Genomic DNA, 16,081 nt, shown 5'->3' on the forward strand with positions numbered 1-16,081 from the left:
GGGCATCGGGCATCGGGCATCGGGCATCGGGCATCGGGCATCGTTTTTATTAGTTAATAGTGATAATAATTGTTATCAAGAGTTTTATTCTTTATACAAAAATCCATTTTCAGATTTATCTCTTTATTTTTTCTATATTAGTGAGTCTAATCGTATCTCCTTATTCAAAGCGTTTTTAAGGCAGGGGATAGTAAAAACAGGTTTATGCACTCTATTTTTGTTGGTGTTGTTTACAGTGATATCGATAAAGCCGGTGTATGGTTTAACGACACAAACAGCACAGGTAATAAATGGGACAAGTCCTTATTTAACTTATGACAATGGAAAGACAGTATCAACAACAATATTACCACTGTTATCGCTAACGTTACCGAATAATAAAGTGATAAGCGCGTTGGAAGACAAATCATCAGTAGTTGAACCCATTGTGATAGAAAAAGTGCCGACAACTTTTAATGATATTAAAACCTATTTACCTTTTAGTAATTATCCATCAATGCCGTTAGCTAATGTAATAGTGGCAAATAATTATTGGCGTGATGCAGATGGGGATAAACTTTTTACCATAACGGGTTATATGAAAGTGAAATGGGAAACGTACGATGGCGAAGATGTGACCGATTATGTGAAATCGAATCCGAATAGTGAGTTAGATTCGTGTAAATCTCCCTATAAATTAACACTTAGTGCCGATGATGGTGCTTTATTGACTAATTATGGTATACCGGATACGAATTCATTCAAAGGCGAAAGCCACAGTTACTATATATTGTCTAAACACACAGTATGTTATGTTAAACCCTATGCTATTGAAAAAATGCCACAATTTCAGTGGTTAAGTTTTGATAGTAGTAATACATTCGTTGCATGGAATGATTCACGATATACGTCAAGGACAGCTGTTGGTGGAGGCTATACGTCAGATTATGTGCCTAACATCGGCTTTAAAGCGACGCCAACTGCATCTGGTGGTAAAAAATTTCCGACGACCGGTTTTGCTGGTGCCAAATTTCAACTAATTGTGACAGGCTCTCCTGCCAGTTATAGTTTTAGTGTTCCCAATAATCCTGGGGGGCAAGTGGCTATTGATCAACAAGGTTATGTCTTACTAAAAGGCAAACCAACTGGTGATGTTACTGTAAGAGCAACTGTTAAGCAAAATCCAATGATCAAGTTAGATTATACATTTAATCCAACCAGTGTCTGGGCGAATCCGCTTAAAGATTTTTTTGATATTTGGAGTGTTGCTATTCAAAGATGTAGTATAAATAATTTGCTCTCATACTCGGAGTTAACCAATACACCTGTTGATAATCGTTTAAATGGTTCTTTTGAAATTATAAATGGTTATACAAGAGCCATTGGTCAGGGACTTCTACCCGAATGGGGTTATTCAACTCAACAAACTTATCCTGATTCAACATGGCGAGATGAAGGCGATAGATATTGGACAAAAGATTTATATTATCAAAGTAGTTATGGTACTCATATTGATGTTAATTCAAGTTCAGGTCTTTTAGGGGTAGATGCTGATGCAGTAGGGGCTCCTGACTATTTGGTTTGTCGGCAATAACGGCTTTTTATCTGTTTGGTTGGTATAAAAATGAAAATTGATAAGAAGTTAGATTTATTGAGTCAATATCAAGGTATTTTATTATTTCGTGAAGGATTATTTTTACGTGCGTATAATCAGTCTGCCTACATTTTAAATGAGATACTTGGGCAACAGCTAAAATTGAAATTTTATCAAGCTACAGGTGCTCGAAATCAATGGATTGTTAAGTGTGCCTTTCCGGCAAATAAGATAAACGAACGTTTACCGGGAGCGACCTTAACCTCTTTTGGTTACCTAATTGCTGGTGATTTTGATTTAACGAATTATGGTCAATGGTTTGCGCGACGTTGCCTTGAAGAGAATGAAATGAACGAAATGGCAAAAGCCGACTCCGAGTCGTTATCAACGACGAGCCGTCGGCGTCGGAGCTCGCACTATATTTGAGCAAAATCTAGACAATAGCTAACTGCTATTGTCTAGAAAAAAATATTTGATTTGTGTTCATATTACATCATCGTTAGCAAAACAAGCTGAATTTTAATTGATTAATTTTGAAAACGAACGCGTTTTTAACAGATCTAAAAAATTTAATAATTGAATAGACACTGACACAAGATAATATAATGTTTTGTAATTAAGCATAATTAATCAATCTGTTAAGGTTATTTAATTATTATTTTTAAAAATTTTTGATGATAAAGTTATTTTACTGACTTTATTACAAAGTGCCGCCTAGTTTTACTAAACTTATATCATAAATAATCAAACCAATATTTTTATTGTGCTTCTCAACAACAAAATTTACAATATCTTCCTGATATATCAGTTAGGTTATACACAATGTCTATCGCTGTTGTTGAAATAAATCGTAAATCAATTCTGCATAATCTTGACGTTTTAAAAAATCAAGCACCGCAAAGCGCACTAATGGCTATTGTTAAAGCCAATGCTTATGGTCATGGTGTTGAGGGCATCGCTAAGTTATTGCAAGATAAAGTCAGTTATTTTGGGGTTGCAAGAGTTTCTGAAGCATTATTTTTAAGAAAACTTGGTATTAATACACCGATTGTCTTACTTGAAGGTTTTTTCCCTCATGATGATGTAGCGGATTTGATCGATTTTAATTTGCAACCGGTGATCCACGCTAGTTGGCAAATTGATGCTTTAAATAATATTGCCATTGACAATCAAATTACCGCATGGTTTAAAATTGATACAGGAATGCATCGGTTAGGGTTTCATTTAGATGAAGCACAAGCCGAATTTAATCGGCTTGCTAATTGTCAAGTGATACGTAAATCGATAAACATTATTAGCCATTTTAGCTCAGCGGATGAATTTGATTCAGCACAAACTAACCAACAAAATGCACGATTAGATGCGTTTATTCATTCTTCAGGCAATAAATCATTGATCAACAAACTTTCTATTGCTGCCTCTGGAGGAATATTGCATTGGCCTGATTCTCATCGTGATATGATAAGAGCAGGAATTGCGTTGTATGGTGTTTCTCCTTTCAACGATCCTATTGCGGATCTTAAACCTGTAATGACATTCAAATCTGAATTAATTGCTGTGCGTAAACATAAAAAAGGTCAAGCTGTCGGTTATGGTCAAATCTGGACAAGCCACAAAGATACGCTTTTAGGCGTGGTTGCTATGGGATATGGTGACGGTTATCCACGTAATATTGCGGAAAATACGCCTGTCGTTATTAACGGACGCCGAGTGCCAATTGTGGGGCGAGTTTCAATGGATATGATTGTGATCGATTTAGGGATCGATAGTCTAGAAAAACCCGGTGATGAGGTCATATTTTGGGGTAAACAGTTACCTGTTGAAGAGATTGCTAAACACACCGGTATCAGTGCATATGAGCTTTTAACGCGCTTAACTTCCCGCGCAAAAATTCACTATATAGATTAATCATTATGACAAAAAAAATATTTTTATATACGATTCTTACACTCATTATTATTATAGGTGGTGCAATTGGTATTAGTTACTATTTTCTGCACCAATTCTCAAAACAGCAAATGCAAGTCACAGATGACAACCAAATATTTGTGCTTAAAAAGGGAACAACTTTGCATCAATTAGTTGCTGAAATAAAACAAAACAACTTAATGCAACAAGCTTATTTGTTACCTTATCTTTATAAATTAGATCCTTCGTTGAGTTCGATAAAAGCTGGCACATATCAATTACATGCTCACATGACAGTTGAAGAATTTTTACAGTTACTAGTCTCTGGAAAAGAGAGTAATTTTTCTATTCAATTTGTTGAAGGTAAACGCGCTAAAGATTGGCTTAATGTGCTTAAAACTACACCTTATATTCAACAAACACTCGATGGCAAATCCAATGAAGAAATTGCTAAATTATTGGGTATTGATGGTTCAATCGAAGGATGGTTATCACCAAATACATATCTTTATACGGCCGATTCGACTGATGTAAGTATATTAAAACGTGCTTATCTGACCATGAAAAATAATTTACAAAAAGTATGGGATAATCGTGATAAAGATTTGCCATATCGATCGCCTTACGAAATGTTAATCATAGCTTCAATTATTGAAAAAGAGACGGGCATTAGTTCTGAACGAGCGAATGTTGCTTCGGTATTTGTGAATCGATTAAAGGCAAAAATGAAATTACAAACTGATCCAACGATCATTTATGGCTTAGGTGATAATTATACTGGTGCCATTAGGCGCTCAGATCTAACCGATACCAACAATCCGTATAATACTTATGTTATTGAGGGGTTACCGCCTACACCTATTGCTATGCCTAGCCTTGCTTCTTTAGAAGCCGCTGCTCACCCAGCTAAGACCAACTATCTGTTTTTTGTGGCAACAGGCAACGGTGGTCATACGTTCTCCAATAGTTATGGTAGTCATCAACAAGCAGTAAATGAATACCGTAAATTAACGCGTGATGTTAATTAATCTTATCGCTATCATCGCCGCATAAATCAGTATGCGGCATCTATAACAAATTCCAAAAATGTAAGCATAACGGTTTAATTGCGTTCATTTTCTGTGGATAGTTTGTCAAGCTGTTTAATAAGATGTAACAGTTGAACGGTATTTTCAGGATGTTCTTTTAAGGCTTCTTCAAAATAAGGATGAAGTGCAAATGTCGGAATATTGGTTTTGGCATCGATAAGCGCCAAAATCCGCGGAATAAAAATCCATTGTAACCATTCATGACTTTGCATAGTATCAATTGCAAAAGGTTCTTGGCTTAAAAAAGCAGCAGTTGGTGGTGGCGTTGTTTGCCATAAACGAATGTTTTGTAATTCAAGTTTGATTAACTCAAGTTGTTTTACTATTTTTTGGGCTTGTGACAATTCATCAATAAGTTTGCGATAATATTGCCAATTAAAACAAGGTCCAGGATCAGTTTTACGTTCTGGTGCAATATCGCTATGACCAGTAATATTTTTAATGCCATACGTGTGTTGCAACAATAAGGTAACAGCGGCTAATTGTTGATATTGATAATCCGTAAAATCATCTGTATCACAACCCTCCATTTCAATGCCAATCGAAAAATTATTACAATTCTCCCTACCTTCAAAACGTGATTGCCCAGCATGCCAAGCTCGCTTATCAAATGGAACAAATTGAATTATCTGACCATCACGACGAATAAATAGATGGCTAGATACTTCTAGTTGATAAATTGTTGCAAAATAGGGATGTTCGTTAGGATCAAGTTTACCCGTAAATAGTTGTTCAACATAAGGACCACCATATTGATTTGGCGGTAAACTGATATTATGAATCACTATTAATGAAATTTCTTCATTAGCAGGGCGATCATTATAATAAGGTGAAATGACTTGTTTTACACCCTGTAACCAACCATTAACAATATTAAGTGACATATGGACTCCAATAAACTTTGCTTTATACAGTGAGGATAAAATTTAATTTTGCGATAACGTTCTCAAACATTCTTCTTGCATCTTAAATAGTTGCAATAAATATCAATCATTACTTCCAAAATGAATTTTTACATATTATTTCATTTTTTTGTTTTGCTATAAAGTCACTACCTTATTCACTAACTTTAACTCACGAGATAATTATGACAGCTCAATCAGGATTTACCTTGTTTGAACTTATGATTGCAATAGTTGTTATTGCTATTCTTACAGCCATTGGTTTGCCGGCTTATCAAGGTTATGTAAAAAAGGCGGCTTTAACCGATATGCTACAGACTATGACAGCTTATAAAACCGCTATTGAAATATGTGCAATTGAACAAGGTCATTTAACACATTGCAGTAATGGTAATAATGGTGTGCCCATCAGTAAATCATCGAATTATGTCACATCTGTTTCTGTAACTAACGGCGTGATTACTTTGGTTGGCAAGAGCGCTTTATTGGGATTAACCACAACCTTAACACCGACAATTAATACCACTGAAGGTAATTTAGTTTGGACCCGAAATTGTTTAACAACACCGATAGATACGTCTTTAACACAAGCTTGTGAAGCTATTTTTAAATTTTGATCGTTAAAACGATTGACAAGGAATATGTGATGAATGCAGAGCAATTAGTTGAAAGTTTAGATAAATTATTGTTGTCAGCATTAGATAAACGGGCTTCGGATATTCATTTTGAACCTTATTTACATCATTATCGTATTCGCATGCGAATTGATGGTGTGCTGCAAGATATGCTTACGCCACCATTAGCTTTAGCTAAACAAATTGCCGCTCGGTTAAAAATTATGGCAAAGTTAAATATTGCTGAGCAACGCTTGCCACAAGATGGTCAATTGATGGTAGATCGTTATGCAATGCGGATATCTACGTTACCGGTCATTAATGGTGAAAAAATCGTGCTGAGAGTCATGGACAATAATGAATCGGAACTCACCATTGATGATTTAGGATTAACACAACACAATCTTTCAATATTTCAACAAATTTTAGATTATCCTCAAGGGTTGATTTTAGTGACTGGGCCAACCGGTAGCGGGAAAACGGTTACCTTATATAGTGGATTAAAAAAGTTAAACAAACCTGAGCGTAATATTTGTAGCGTTGAAGATCCGATAGAAATCCCCATTGATGGCATTAATCAAACTGCCATAAATGTTAAAGCAAGTTTAACCTTTGCTGTTATATTGCGAGCCTTACTTAGGCAAGATCCCGATGTGATAATGATTGGTGAAATTCGTGATCCTGAAACAGCAGAGATTGCTATTCAAGCAGCACAAACAGGACATTTAGTTTTATCCACATTGCACACCAATTCAAGTTTAGAAGCCTTAATTCGATTAAATCAAATGGGAATTAAAAATTATCTGGTTTCCTCAAGTTTAAAATTAATTATTGCCCAACGTCTTGTTCGTAAGCTTTGTCAGTATTGTAAGGTTGTCGCAAGTCAATTAATAGTGCTAGGAGGAGAAACAACAGCTCATTTTATTGCTATGGGCTGCGAACATTGTTTTGGTGGGTATCATGGGCGCATAGGATTATATGAATTTTTACCAATAACGGCAGAAATACAACATCAATTACTCCGTGACCAAATGATTTCGCCTACCAATATGATAACGCTTAAAGTTGCAGGACAAAAACTGGTTAAAGATGGTGTTACCACCATTGCAGAATTGCAACGTGTTTTGGGTGATTATCTATGAAAAGGCTCTACGTATGGTATGATTTGGATTTTAATGAAAATAAAATAATTGCGTCTTCTCAGCAAGACGCGAAAAAACAGCTATTATTACAAGGCAAAATTGCCATCAAAATAAAAGCAGTTAAATATATTAGTAAACATAGTTTTACTCGTTTAGAGTTACTGGTTGTTACTAAACAAATAGCAACGATGCTTAAAGCAGGTCTTTCTATTGTTGATAGTTTACTTATTTTAGCGAAAGAGCACCCTCATCCTCATTGGCAATATCTTCTTGTTGAAATTGAACATCAGATTGCAAAAGGGGAACCTTTATCAAAAGTTTTAACTCATCATCATTTGGTCTTTCCGACACTTTATTGTGAAATTGTTGCAATCGGTGAGATGACAGGACAATTAGATTCAAGTTTTGAACAGTTAACGTTACAACTTGAAAAATCAATAAAACTACAAAAGCGTATCAAACAGGCCATGCGTTATCCATGCTTTTTACTTACGGTATCTATAATTGTGATAGTGATAATGCTATTAGTGGTTTTACCCAGGTTTGCTCAGATCTATCAAGATTTTGATGCTCAATTGCCGTTGTTTACCCAGTGCATTATCGATTTGTCACACTTTTTACAACGGGCTTGGTTCGTTGTTTTAATTACTCTATTACTAAGCTATTTATTGTATCAGTATTATCTTAAGCTTCGCTATCGAGATGTGATTGATAGTTATACATTAAAATTACCTATAATCGGTAAAGTAATTGCCACTACTTGTTTAACACATATCTTTCAAACAATAGCAATAACTCAACAAGCTGGCATCCCTTTACTTGCAGGTTTGACCGCTTCGGCTAATACGATTATGCATCGCGTGTATCAAAAAAGTATTTTTTATATGATAGCCGAAATCGAAAAAGGGCTTTCATTTAGTCATGTTTTACAAACACAACCGTGTTTTCCAACTTTATGTCGTCAATTGATCCACATAGGAGAACAATCCGGTACGCTGGATTTAATGCTAACCAAGTTAGCCGATTACTATGAAGCGCAGAGTCAAACATTAACTGATAATTTATCTCAATTAGTTGAACCGTTGTTAATGTTAATACTAGCGCTAATCATTGGAAGTTTAATTATTGCTATGTATTTGCCTATCTTTCAACTTGGCGAGGTGATTAACTAATGATAGCTTGTATTATTGCGATGTTAGGTGCATGTATGGGCAGTTTTATTTGCGTTGCTTTTAGTCGGTTTTCGCCATTACATTCTCCTTTTATTTATTTATCGGTCATCAGTTTAACATGTTCATCTTGTCCAAATTGCTTGAATAAACTGAAAGTTTGGCAATTAGTTCCGCTGTTGTCTTATTTGCTATTAAGACAACGCTGTTATGCATGTCAGGCTAAAATACCGGCTCACTATTTTTTGCTAGAGTTAGCTATGTCAGTGTTGTTTATGGTGATTTATTGGCATAAAGGTATTACTGCGCAAAGTATTGTGTTAATGATGTTGGGCTGTTATTTTTTACTATTAGCCTTAATCGATTTTAAATATTATCTATTGCCGGATTTTTTTACGCAACCATTAATGTGGGGAGGCTTATTGGCGGCATATTTGAACATCAGCAATATACTATTAGCCGATGCATTTATTGGTATTTTATGCGGGTATCTTTTATTAAAAGTACCGGCTAGTTTATTTTATTTAATTTCAAACAAGCATGGATTAGGCGGGGGAGATATAAAATTACTTGCCTCGATAGGTGCATGGATTCCTTATCATTTACTACCCTTATTAGTAATTATGGCTTCAATATTGGGTATTTTTTATTTTCTGATCTTAAACTATCTTTTTTATCGACAATCATTAAAAGTTATTCCATTTGGTCCATTTTTATCAATTTCGGCGTATTGCTGCTGCTATTTTAGTTAATTAAATGATTAAAATGGTCAAATTTTGCTCATACACATCTAATTTTTATATATAACGTAAATCAATTAAATATTTGCTTCTTTTTCAAAGTTCATCAGTTAGTTTATCTGTATTTTAATATATAACTAAAATCACTAATCATAGTAAAAATAGTTATTTTTATAAAAGCTAGAATAGCAGTATAGTACTAATCAATAAACTGATTAAGTTTACAATTGAGAATGAATAAGGAATGTATAATGAGTCGTATTAATGAATTGAAATCAGAGATGATTGCATGGCGTCATCACATCCATGCCCACCCAGAAACCGCATTTGAAGAGAAGAAAACAACGGAATTTATAATTGAAAAGCTTAAATCTTTCGGTATAACTGAGCTCTATACCGATTTTGCACCAACTGGTGTGGTCGGTATTATTAAAGGCAAAAAAGAAGGTCGAGTTATCGCATTGCGTGCCGATATTGATGCTTTAGATATTATAGAAGAGAATAAAATAGATTATTGTTCAACTATCCCGGGTAAAATGCATGCCTGTGGTCATGATGGTCATACTGCAACATTATTAGGCGTGGCTAAATATTTGAGTGAACACCGTGATTTTTCGGGTACAGTCGTTGTTATCTTCCAGCCAGCTGAAGAAAACGAAGGCGGTGCTCGTGTTATGGTTGAAAATGGCTTGTTTGATCGTTTTCCAATTGAAGCTGTTTATGGTATTCATAATCAACCGAATATGAAATTAAATCATTTTTACATTAACCATGGACCAATGATGGCATCATATGATGTTTTCGAAATCAAAGTAACAGGTGTTGGCGCTCATGCTGCCGCTCCTCATCTTGGTAAAGATACAATTTTAACGGCAACACAAATCGTAAATAGTTTGCAAAGCATTGTCAGCCGCAATGTCGATCCTATTAGCTCTCTTGTGGTGAGTGTTACGCAAATACATAGTGGCGATACGTGGAACGTGTTACCACAACAAGCGGTAATTCGTGGTACAGTTCGTGCTTTTAGCGCCGATGTACAAGATATGGCTGAGCAACGCATTACACAGATTGCAACAGGTATTGCCAGCACATTCGAAGCTAAGGCTGAGGTTGATTATCAACGGCGTTACCCGGCAACAATTAACTATGCTAAGCAAGCTGATATTGCGATAGAAGCTGCTAAAAACGTTGTTGGTGAAAATGGTCTTATTATCGATCCTTTACCATCAATGGGCTCGGAAGATTTTGCTTTTATGCTGCAAAAAATACCAGGCGTATATGTGTGGCTGGGTGCTGGCAAAGGTGCTAATTTACATAATCCAGCCTACAATTTTAACGATGAAGTTTTAATAACCGGGGCGCAATACTTTATTGAAATAGTCAATCAAGAACTTGGGGGATAACTCAACCTAACATTTTTTAATTGTTATCAGAAATTTACTTAACTAATCAGTTAACTATCTTTTTAAATGTAGATGTTAACTGATTAGCTTTCACTGATCTTAACAAGCCTTAATCAATTAATGAAAACAAAGTTTACTCGCTACAGCGCCTTTTACTCTAAATTGTGTGTTGAGATCGATGCCATTAGCAAGTACAACTTGAACATAAATATCGTTGTCTTGATTTAATTTCATCGTTGCAAGGACTTGACCGCTTTCACGCCAATTGCCATCAATCTGGCATTCGATGGTATCACCAATATTGGGTAAACTATCGCTTTTACCCGTTAATAAATAAAGCCCTCGTTTATTAGCGCCACGAAATTGAGCTCGAGCCACCATTTCTTGACCACAATAACAGCCTTTATCAAAACTGATGGCGTCATAATATTGTAAATTACATGCTTGAGGCAGTAATGTTTCACAATTTTCTTTATCGATAATGGCATAACCTGCTTCTAAATCAAGTTGAACCCATCGGCTACAAGGTTGTAAATCCTCATCGATAGTTTGAGGAGATACCCTAATTGCCCGTGTATGAGGTAAATTTAATTTGATATAAGTAATATTATTATGGGTAATACAATTTTGATGATTGAATTGGTCAATAATATCTGCGGGTATAGCATCGTATTCTAAACCAACGATATTTAAATCATTAACCTGCTCGATAGAGACTTTAGAAAATACGGCATATTTTTTTAAAGCAGCAATTTGCACATCAGCAACACTTTTACGTAAGATATAGTAGATATCTTGTCCTCGTTGAAATAATAGCATGTTACTCCACATTCTGCCTTTAGCATCACAATGTGCAGCAAACAAGGCAGTTTGCTGAGAAAGGTGATCGATATCAATCGTCACTTGTCCCTGTAAATATTTGCGATTATCCACTCCAGATACTTTTACTAACTGCCAATCGGCAAGTGAAATGGGTTTAATTGAGAAATTGCTCATAATAGTGCCTTTTACAAATAAAGAATTTTAACATCAGTAACACTAGAGTTCCAATTTTCTAAAGTGTTAAAACAAAACAAAAATGACTGGAAAATCAATATATAATATTTTGATTACTTTATTAAACTCCCTTTATTTTGATTTTGCAAATTTACACCATTATTTTTTTATTGTGATTTAGTTAAAAGTTATATTATTGACTTAATTGATTTTATATATAAGTTAATGCACAATAAATCAATAGATGACAAAAAAGTTATATTGGAGGCAATAAGCATGGCAAAATTGTCAGGTGCAGAAATGGTCATTCAATCATTGATTGATCAAGGAGTAAAACAGATATTTGGTTATCCTGGTGGTAGTGTTCTTGATATTTATGACGCAATTCATACACTTGGTGGTATTGAACATATATTAGTCCGTCATGAGCAAGCAGCTGTGCACATGGCTGATGGTTACGCTCGAGCTACGGGTGATGTTGGTGTTGTGTTAGTTACATCGGGGCCAGGCGCGACTAACACTATTACCGGTATTGCAACTGCCTATATGGATTCTGTGCCACTGGTTATATTATCTGGACAAGTAGCAAGTAATTTAATTGGCAATGATGCATTCCAAGAGTGCGATATGGTCGGTATTTCAAGACCAATTGTTAAACATAGTTTTTTAATCAAAGATACTCAAGATATTCCAGAAATTATCAAAAAAGCATTTTATATTGCGTCAACCGGTCGTCCAGGTCCTGTTGTCATTGATTTACCGAAAGATATTGTTAATCCTGCCAATAAATATAATTATCATTATCCAAAATCAGTATCGATGCGTTCTTATAATCCAACAATACATGGACATAAAGGACAAATAAAAAAAGCGCTAACGACACTTTTTACTGCTAAAAAACCGGTTCTTTTTATTGGTGGCGGTGTGATTTCTGCTAATGCAAGTGAGGCGATCAAACTGTTTGCTGAAAAATTGAATCTGCCTGTTGCTTCAACGCTGATGGGCATTAGTGCTTTCCCCGGAACAAATAAACATTATCTAGGCATGATAGGTATGCACGGTGTGTATGAAGCCAATATGTCGATGCATAATGCGGATGTTATTTTGGCTATCGGTGCACGTTTTGATGATAGAACAACTAATAATGTTGAAAAATATTGTCCTAAAGCCAAAATAATTCATGTCGATATCGATCCGACATCAATATCTAAAACCATCATGGCAAGTATTCCTGTTGTTGGTGATGCTAAAGTTGTTGTAGAAACTATGTTAGATCAAATTGATGAACTAAACATAGAGCGTGACTTAGATGCCTTGGTTGATTGGTGGAAACAGATCGATCATTGGCGAGCTCGACATTGCCTTGCTTATAGTCATGAAGGTAACAGTATTAAACCGCAAGAAGCAATTGAAGTATTATATAAATTAACTAAAGGCGATGCTTATATCACTACCGATGTAGGTCAACATCAAATGTTTACAGCGCTTTATTATCCGTTTGATAAACCAAGACACTTTATTACTTCAGGTGGACTTGGTACCATGGGCTTTGGCTTACCTGCCGCATTAGGTGTTAAATTGGCCTTCCCAAAAAATCGAGTTGTTTGTGTAACCGGTGATGGTAGTATTCAAATGAATATTCAAGAACTATCAACAGCATTACAATATGGTTTACCTATTTTGATTTTGAATCTTAATAATCGTTTTTTAGGTATGGTTAAACAGTGGCAAGACATGATTTATGCAGGGCGACATTCCTCGTCTTATATGGAGTCATTACCTGATTTTGCTAAAATTGCTGAAGCTTATGGTCATGTTGGCATAAGTATTAATAAGCGTGAAGAGCTTGAATCCAAACTTAAACAAGCGTTAGCAATTAAAGATCGACTTGTTTTTGTAGATGTGATGACCGATGCTACAGAACATGTTTATCCAATGCAAGTTCGAGGTGGTTCAATGAGTGAAATGTGGTTAAGTAAAACGGAGAGAACCTAATGCGTTATATATTATCTATTTTAACTGAAAATGAACCTGGCGCATTGTCTAGAATAATTGGTCTATTTTCACAACGTGGTTTTAATATCGAAACCATCACAACGGCGCAAACCGAAGATCCAACCATGCATCGTATGACCATTCAAACCTCAGGCGATGAGCATGTACTTGAACAAATTCAAAAGCAACTTCATAAACTAATTAATGTATACCGTGTTAATGATTTAACCGAAGGCCCTCATGTTGAGCGTGAAATTATGTTAGTTAAAGTTGCCGCTAAAGATTCAGATGCACGTGACGAAGTGAAGCGATGTGCCGATATCTTTCGAGGATCAATTGTTGATGTGACTGCAACGCATTATATTGTTCAGTTATCGGGCACCAGTGAAAAGCTTGATTCGTTCTTATTATCAATTAGAGAAACATGTAATATTGTGGAAACAGTCCGATCAGGGATTATTGGTTTGTCGCGTAGTGAAAAAACAGTCAAATAGTTATGTATTTAGTTTGCTTATAACAAGGTACCTTAAGTGCCTTGTTAAGTGCTATTTTTAGTTAATTTTTCAAATATTATGACATGTTACATCAATAAATCATGCTTAAACTCGCACATCTAACTTTGTTTTAATTGTCTTTGATCTTAAGGTTTTCACTAAACTAAGATATGTTCTAAACGGTAGTAATATTGAAGTTACATCAACAATCAAGTTACTATTAAAAATACTGATTAATCAAATCATTCAGCCTAAACAACAGCTAAACGTAATTATTCAATTGAGACCTATACTTGATTCTGTTATACTATCTTCCCGTCTGATTCTTCGTATATTGTGTTGGTTTTTATGGTTTAAAAACGCACAATATTATTCTAATAAATTAATAATGGTCTGGTATTAATGGTTACGAATTATATTTTTGTTACAGGCGGTGTCGTTTCTTCTTTGGGTAAAGGCATTGCCGCAGCGTCTCTTGCTGCAATTTTAGAAGCCCGCAATTTAAAAGTCACCATGCTCAAACTCGATCCCTATATTAATGTTGATCCGGGCACAATGAGTCCTATTCAACATGGTGAAGTTTTTGTTACCGAAGATGGGGCAGAAACTGATCTTGATTTGGGTCATTATGAGCGTTTTATTCGCACTAAAATGACACGCAAAAATAACTTTACTACTGGGCGAATTTATTCCGATGTACTACGTAAAGAGCGACGTGGTGATTACTTAGGGGCAACTGTTCAAGTTATTCCTCATATCACTAACGAAATTAAATCACGCGTGATTGAAGGTGCAAAAGGTTTTGATGTTGCTATTGTTGAAGTTGGCGGCACAGTGGGTGACATTGAATCACTTCCATTTTTAGAAGCAATTCGTCAATTAGCCGTTGATGTTGGTCGTGAGCACACGTTATTTATGCATTTAACGTTAGTACCTTATTTAGCTTCGGCTGGGGAAGTAAAAACCAAACCGACACAACATTCAGTGAAAGAGCTGCTATCAATTGGTATTCAACCTGATGTATTAATTTGTCGTTCAGATCGCATTATTCCTGCTAATGAACGTGCTAAAATTGCACTATTTTGTAATGTACCTGAGCGCGCAGTTATTTCATTAAAAGATGTTGATTCTATTTATAAAATTCCTGCACTATTAAAATCTCAGAATTTAGATACATTTGTTTGCAATCGCTTCCACCTTGAATGTAAAGAAGCTGATCTGTCTGAATGGGAACAGGTAATTTATGAAGAAGCCAACCCAATAGGTGAAGTTACTATTGGTATGGTTGGAAAATATATTGCTCTACCTGATGCTTATAAATCGGTAAACGAAGCATTAAAACATGGCGGGTTAAAAAATCGTTTAACTGTTCATATTCGATATATTGATTCTGAAGATCTTGAATCTCGTGGTACGGAATTATTACAAGGTTTAGATGCGATTTTGATTCCTGGTGGCTTTGGTTATCGAGGTGTTGAAGGAAAAATCATGGCAGCTCGTTATGCGCGTGAAAATAAAATTCCTTATTTAGGTATTTGCCTTGGTTTACAAGTTGCTTTAATTGAGTATGCTCGTAATAAGGCTGGTATTAAAGATGCCAACTCTACAGAGTTTGTTAAAGATTGTGCTAACCCAGTTATCGCGTTGATCACAGAATGGAGTGATGAATCTGGTAATGTGGTTCAACGTAATGAGAATAGCGATTTAGGTGGTACTATGCGATTAGGTTCGCAAATTTGCCATTTAGATACAAATTCTAAAGTATTTGATATGTATAAAAAAGAGTCGATCACTGAACGTCATCGTCATCGTTATGAAGTAAACAACAATTTATTACCGGAAATTGTGAAAGCTGGATTGAAGATCACTGGACTATCAACTGATAAGAAATTAGTTGAAATTATTGAGATTCCAGAACACCCTTGGTTTGTCGCATGTCAATTCCATCCGGAATTTACTTCAACACCACGAGATGGACATCCATTGTTCAGTAGTTTTGTGAAAGCTGCTAAAGAGTATCAAGATCAGCAGCAAAAATAGTTTATTTTTACATTAGT

14 protein-coding genes and 1 pseudogene are annotated in these 16,081 nt (G+C 35.4%); 12 read left to right on the forward strand and 3 right to left on the reverse strand.

The features are described 5' to 3' along the window. From J3U56_RS11375 to mltG, 4 genes are all read left to right on the forward strand, one after another. A partial coding sequence (locus J3U56_RS11375; RefSeq protein ID WP_267367783.1) for a hypothetical protein occupies window positions 1-1,573 on the forward strand: 1,573 nt, incomplete at its 5' end. Between the two features lie 30 nt (window positions 1,574-1,603). Beyond that, complete coding sequence (locus J3U56_RS11380) at window positions 1,604-1,999, forward strand: hypothetical protein (RefSeq protein ID WP_267332971.1); 396 nt, start codon at window positions 1,604-1,606, stop codon at window positions 1,997-1,999. Between the two features lie 396 nt (window positions 2,000-2,395). Next, window positions 2,396-3,481 (forward strand): alanine racemase, encoded by a 1,086-nt coding sequence (gene alr, locus J3U56_RS11385; protein ID WP_267367785.1) that lies wholly within the window; start codon window positions 2,396-2,398, stop codon window positions 3,479-3,481. Window positions 3,482-3,486: 5 nt separating this feature from the next. Beyond that, a complete protein-coding gene (mltG, locus tag J3U56_RS11390; protein WP_267344570.1) occupies window positions 3,487-4,509 on the forward strand; it encodes an endolytic transglycosylase MltG in 1,023 nt (340 codons plus the stop codon). 74 nt (window positions 4,510-4,583) lie between these two features. Here the strand turns inward: mltG and J3U56_RS12210 are convergent, their stop codons facing one another. Both J3U56_RS12210 and ampD read right to left on the reverse strand, forming a co-directional pair. After that, a complete protein-coding gene (locus tag J3U56_RS12210) occupies window positions 4,584-4,913 on the reverse strand; it encodes a YqcC family protein (protein ID WP_416379555.1) in 330 nt (109 codons plus the stop codon). Continuing rightward, window positions 4,914-5,453: pseudogene (ampD, locus tag J3U56_RS12215) on the reverse strand (1,6-anhydro-N-acetylmuramyl-L-alanine amidase AmpD); the annotation flags it as partial. A 203-nt stretch (window positions 5,454-5,656) separates the two neighbouring features. Here ampD and ppdD point away from each other — a divergent pair. The 5 genes from ppdD to J3U56_RS11420 all read left to right on the forward strand — a co-directional run bounded on the left by ppdD (window position 5,657) and on the right by J3U56_RS11420 (window position 10,539). Next, entirely contained in the window at window positions 5,657-6,088 is a 432-nt protein-coding gene (gene ppdD, locus J3U56_RS11400) for a prepilin peptidase-dependent pilin (protein ID WP_267332967.1), read from the forward strand. Window positions 6,089-6,117: 29 nt separating this feature from the next. Then, on the forward strand, window positions 6,118-7,227 hold the full coding sequence (locus J3U56_RS11405; protein WP_267367787.1) for an ATPase, T2SS/T4P/T4SS family: 1,110 nt from the start codon (window positions 6,118-6,120) through the stop codon (window positions 7,225-7,227). Continuing rightward, window positions 7,224-8,399 (forward strand): type II secretion system F family protein, encoded by a 1,176-nt coding sequence (locus J3U56_RS11410; protein WP_267367788.1) that lies wholly within the window; start codon window positions 7,224-7,226, stop codon window positions 8,397-8,399. Before J3U56_RS11405 ends, J3U56_RS11410 begins: the two co-directional genes overlap by 4 nt. Continuing rightward, a complete protein-coding gene (locus J3U56_RS11415; RefSeq protein WP_267367790.1) occupies window positions 8,399-9,148 on the forward strand; it encodes a prepilin peptidase in 750 nt (249 codons plus the stop codon). Before J3U56_RS11410 ends, J3U56_RS11415 begins: the two co-directional genes overlap by 1 nt. A 239-nt stretch (window positions 9,149-9,387) precedes the next feature. Continuing rightward, window positions 9,388-10,539 carry a M20 aminoacylase family protein gene (locus J3U56_RS11420; protein ID WP_267332963.1) on the forward strand — a complete coding sequence of 384 codons (1,152 nt, stop codon included), beginning with the start codon at window positions 9,388-9,390 and terminating at the stop codon, window positions 10,537-10,539. Between the two features lie 117 nt (window positions 10,540-10,656). On the opposite strand, the gene ygfZ is transcribed toward J3U56_RS11420, so the two are convergent. Further along, the gene (gene ygfZ, locus J3U56_RS11425; RefSeq protein ID WP_267348494.1) at window positions 10,657-11,535 is read right to left on the reverse strand and encodes a tRNA-modifying protein YgfZ; all 879 of its coding nucleotides are present in this window, start codon (window positions 11,533-11,535) and stop codon (window positions 10,657-10,659) included. Window positions 11,536-11,811: 276 nt separating this feature from the next. On the opposite strand from ygfZ, the gene ilvI reads away from it, so the two are divergent. The 3 genes from ilvI to pyrG all read left to right on the forward strand — a co-directional run bounded on the left by ilvI (window position 11,812) and on the right by pyrG (window position 16,064). Beyond that, a complete protein-coding gene (ilvI, locus tag J3U56_RS11430) occupies window positions 11,812-13,530 on the forward strand; it encodes an acetolactate synthase 3 large subunit (RefSeq protein ID WP_267367793.1) in 1,719 nt (572 codons plus the stop codon). Then, entirely contained in the window at window positions 13,530-14,024 is a 495-nt protein-coding gene (ilvN, locus tag J3U56_RS11435) for an acetolactate synthase small subunit (protein ID WP_065633503.1), read from the forward strand. Before ilvI ends, ilvN begins: the two co-directional genes overlap by 1 nt. A gap of 402 nt (window positions 14,025-14,426) precedes the next feature. Continuing rightward, on the forward strand, window positions 14,427-16,064 hold the full coding sequence (gene pyrG, locus J3U56_RS11440) for a glutamine hydrolyzing CTP synthase (RefSeq protein WP_267332960.1): 1,638 nt from the start codon (window positions 14,427-14,429) through the stop codon (window positions 16,062-16,064). Window positions 16,065-16,081: the final 17 nt, after the last annotated feature.

Source organism: Gilliamella sp. B2824 (assembly GCF_026536245.1).
GTDB lineage: Bacteria > Pseudomonadota > Gammaproteobacteria > Enterobacterales > Orbaceae > Gilliamella.

What these genes read in the sequence shown, in the direction of transcription:
- J3U56_RS11380 (WP_267332971.1), top strand. Translation starts at nt 1,604, where the DNA reads ATGAAAATTGATAAGAAGTTAGATTTATTGAGTCAATATCAAGGTATT.
- alr (WP_267367785.1), top strand. Translation starts at nt 2,396, where the DNA reads ATGTCTATCGCTGTTGTTGAAATAAATCGTAAATCAATTCTGCATAAT.
- mltG (WP_267344570.1), top strand. Translation starts at nt 3,487, where the DNA reads ATGACAAAAAAAATATTTTTATATACGATTCTTACACTCATTATTATT.
- ppdD (WP_267332967.1), top strand. Translation starts at nt 5,657, where the DNA reads ATGACAGCTCAATCAGGATTTACCTTGTTTGAACTTATGATTGCAATA.
- J3U56_RS11405 (WP_267367787.1), top strand. Translation starts at nt 6,118, where the DNA reads ATGAATGCAGAGCAATTAGTTGAAAGTTTAGATAAATTATTGTTGTCA.
- J3U56_RS11410 (WP_267367788.1), top strand. Translation starts at nt 7,224, where the DNA reads ATGAAAAGGCTCTACGTATGGTATGATTTGGATTTTAATGAAAATAAA.
- J3U56_RS11415 (WP_267367790.1), top strand. Translation starts at nt 8,399, where the DNA reads ATGATAGCTTGTATTATTGCGATGTTAGGTGCATGTATGGGCAGTTTT.
- J3U56_RS11420 (WP_267332963.1), top strand. Translation starts at nt 9,388, where the DNA reads ATGAGTCGTATTAATGAATTGAAATCAGAGATGATTGCATGGCGTCAT.
- ygfZ (WP_267348494.1), bottom strand. Translation starts at nt 11,535, where the DNA reads ATGAGCAATTTCTCAATTAAACCCATTTCACTTGCCGATTGGCAGTTA.
- ilvI (WP_267367793.1), top strand. Translation starts at nt 11,812, where the DNA reads ATGGCAAAATTGTCAGGTGCAGAAATGGTCATTCAATCATTGATTGAT.
- ilvN (WP_065633503.1), top strand. Translation starts at nt 13,530, where the DNA reads ATGCGTTATATATTATCTATTTTAACTGAAAATGAACCTGGCGCATTG.
- pyrG (WP_267332960.1), top strand. Translation starts at nt 14,427, where the DNA reads ATGGTTACGAATTATATTTTTGTTACAGGCGGTGTCGTTTCTTCTTTG.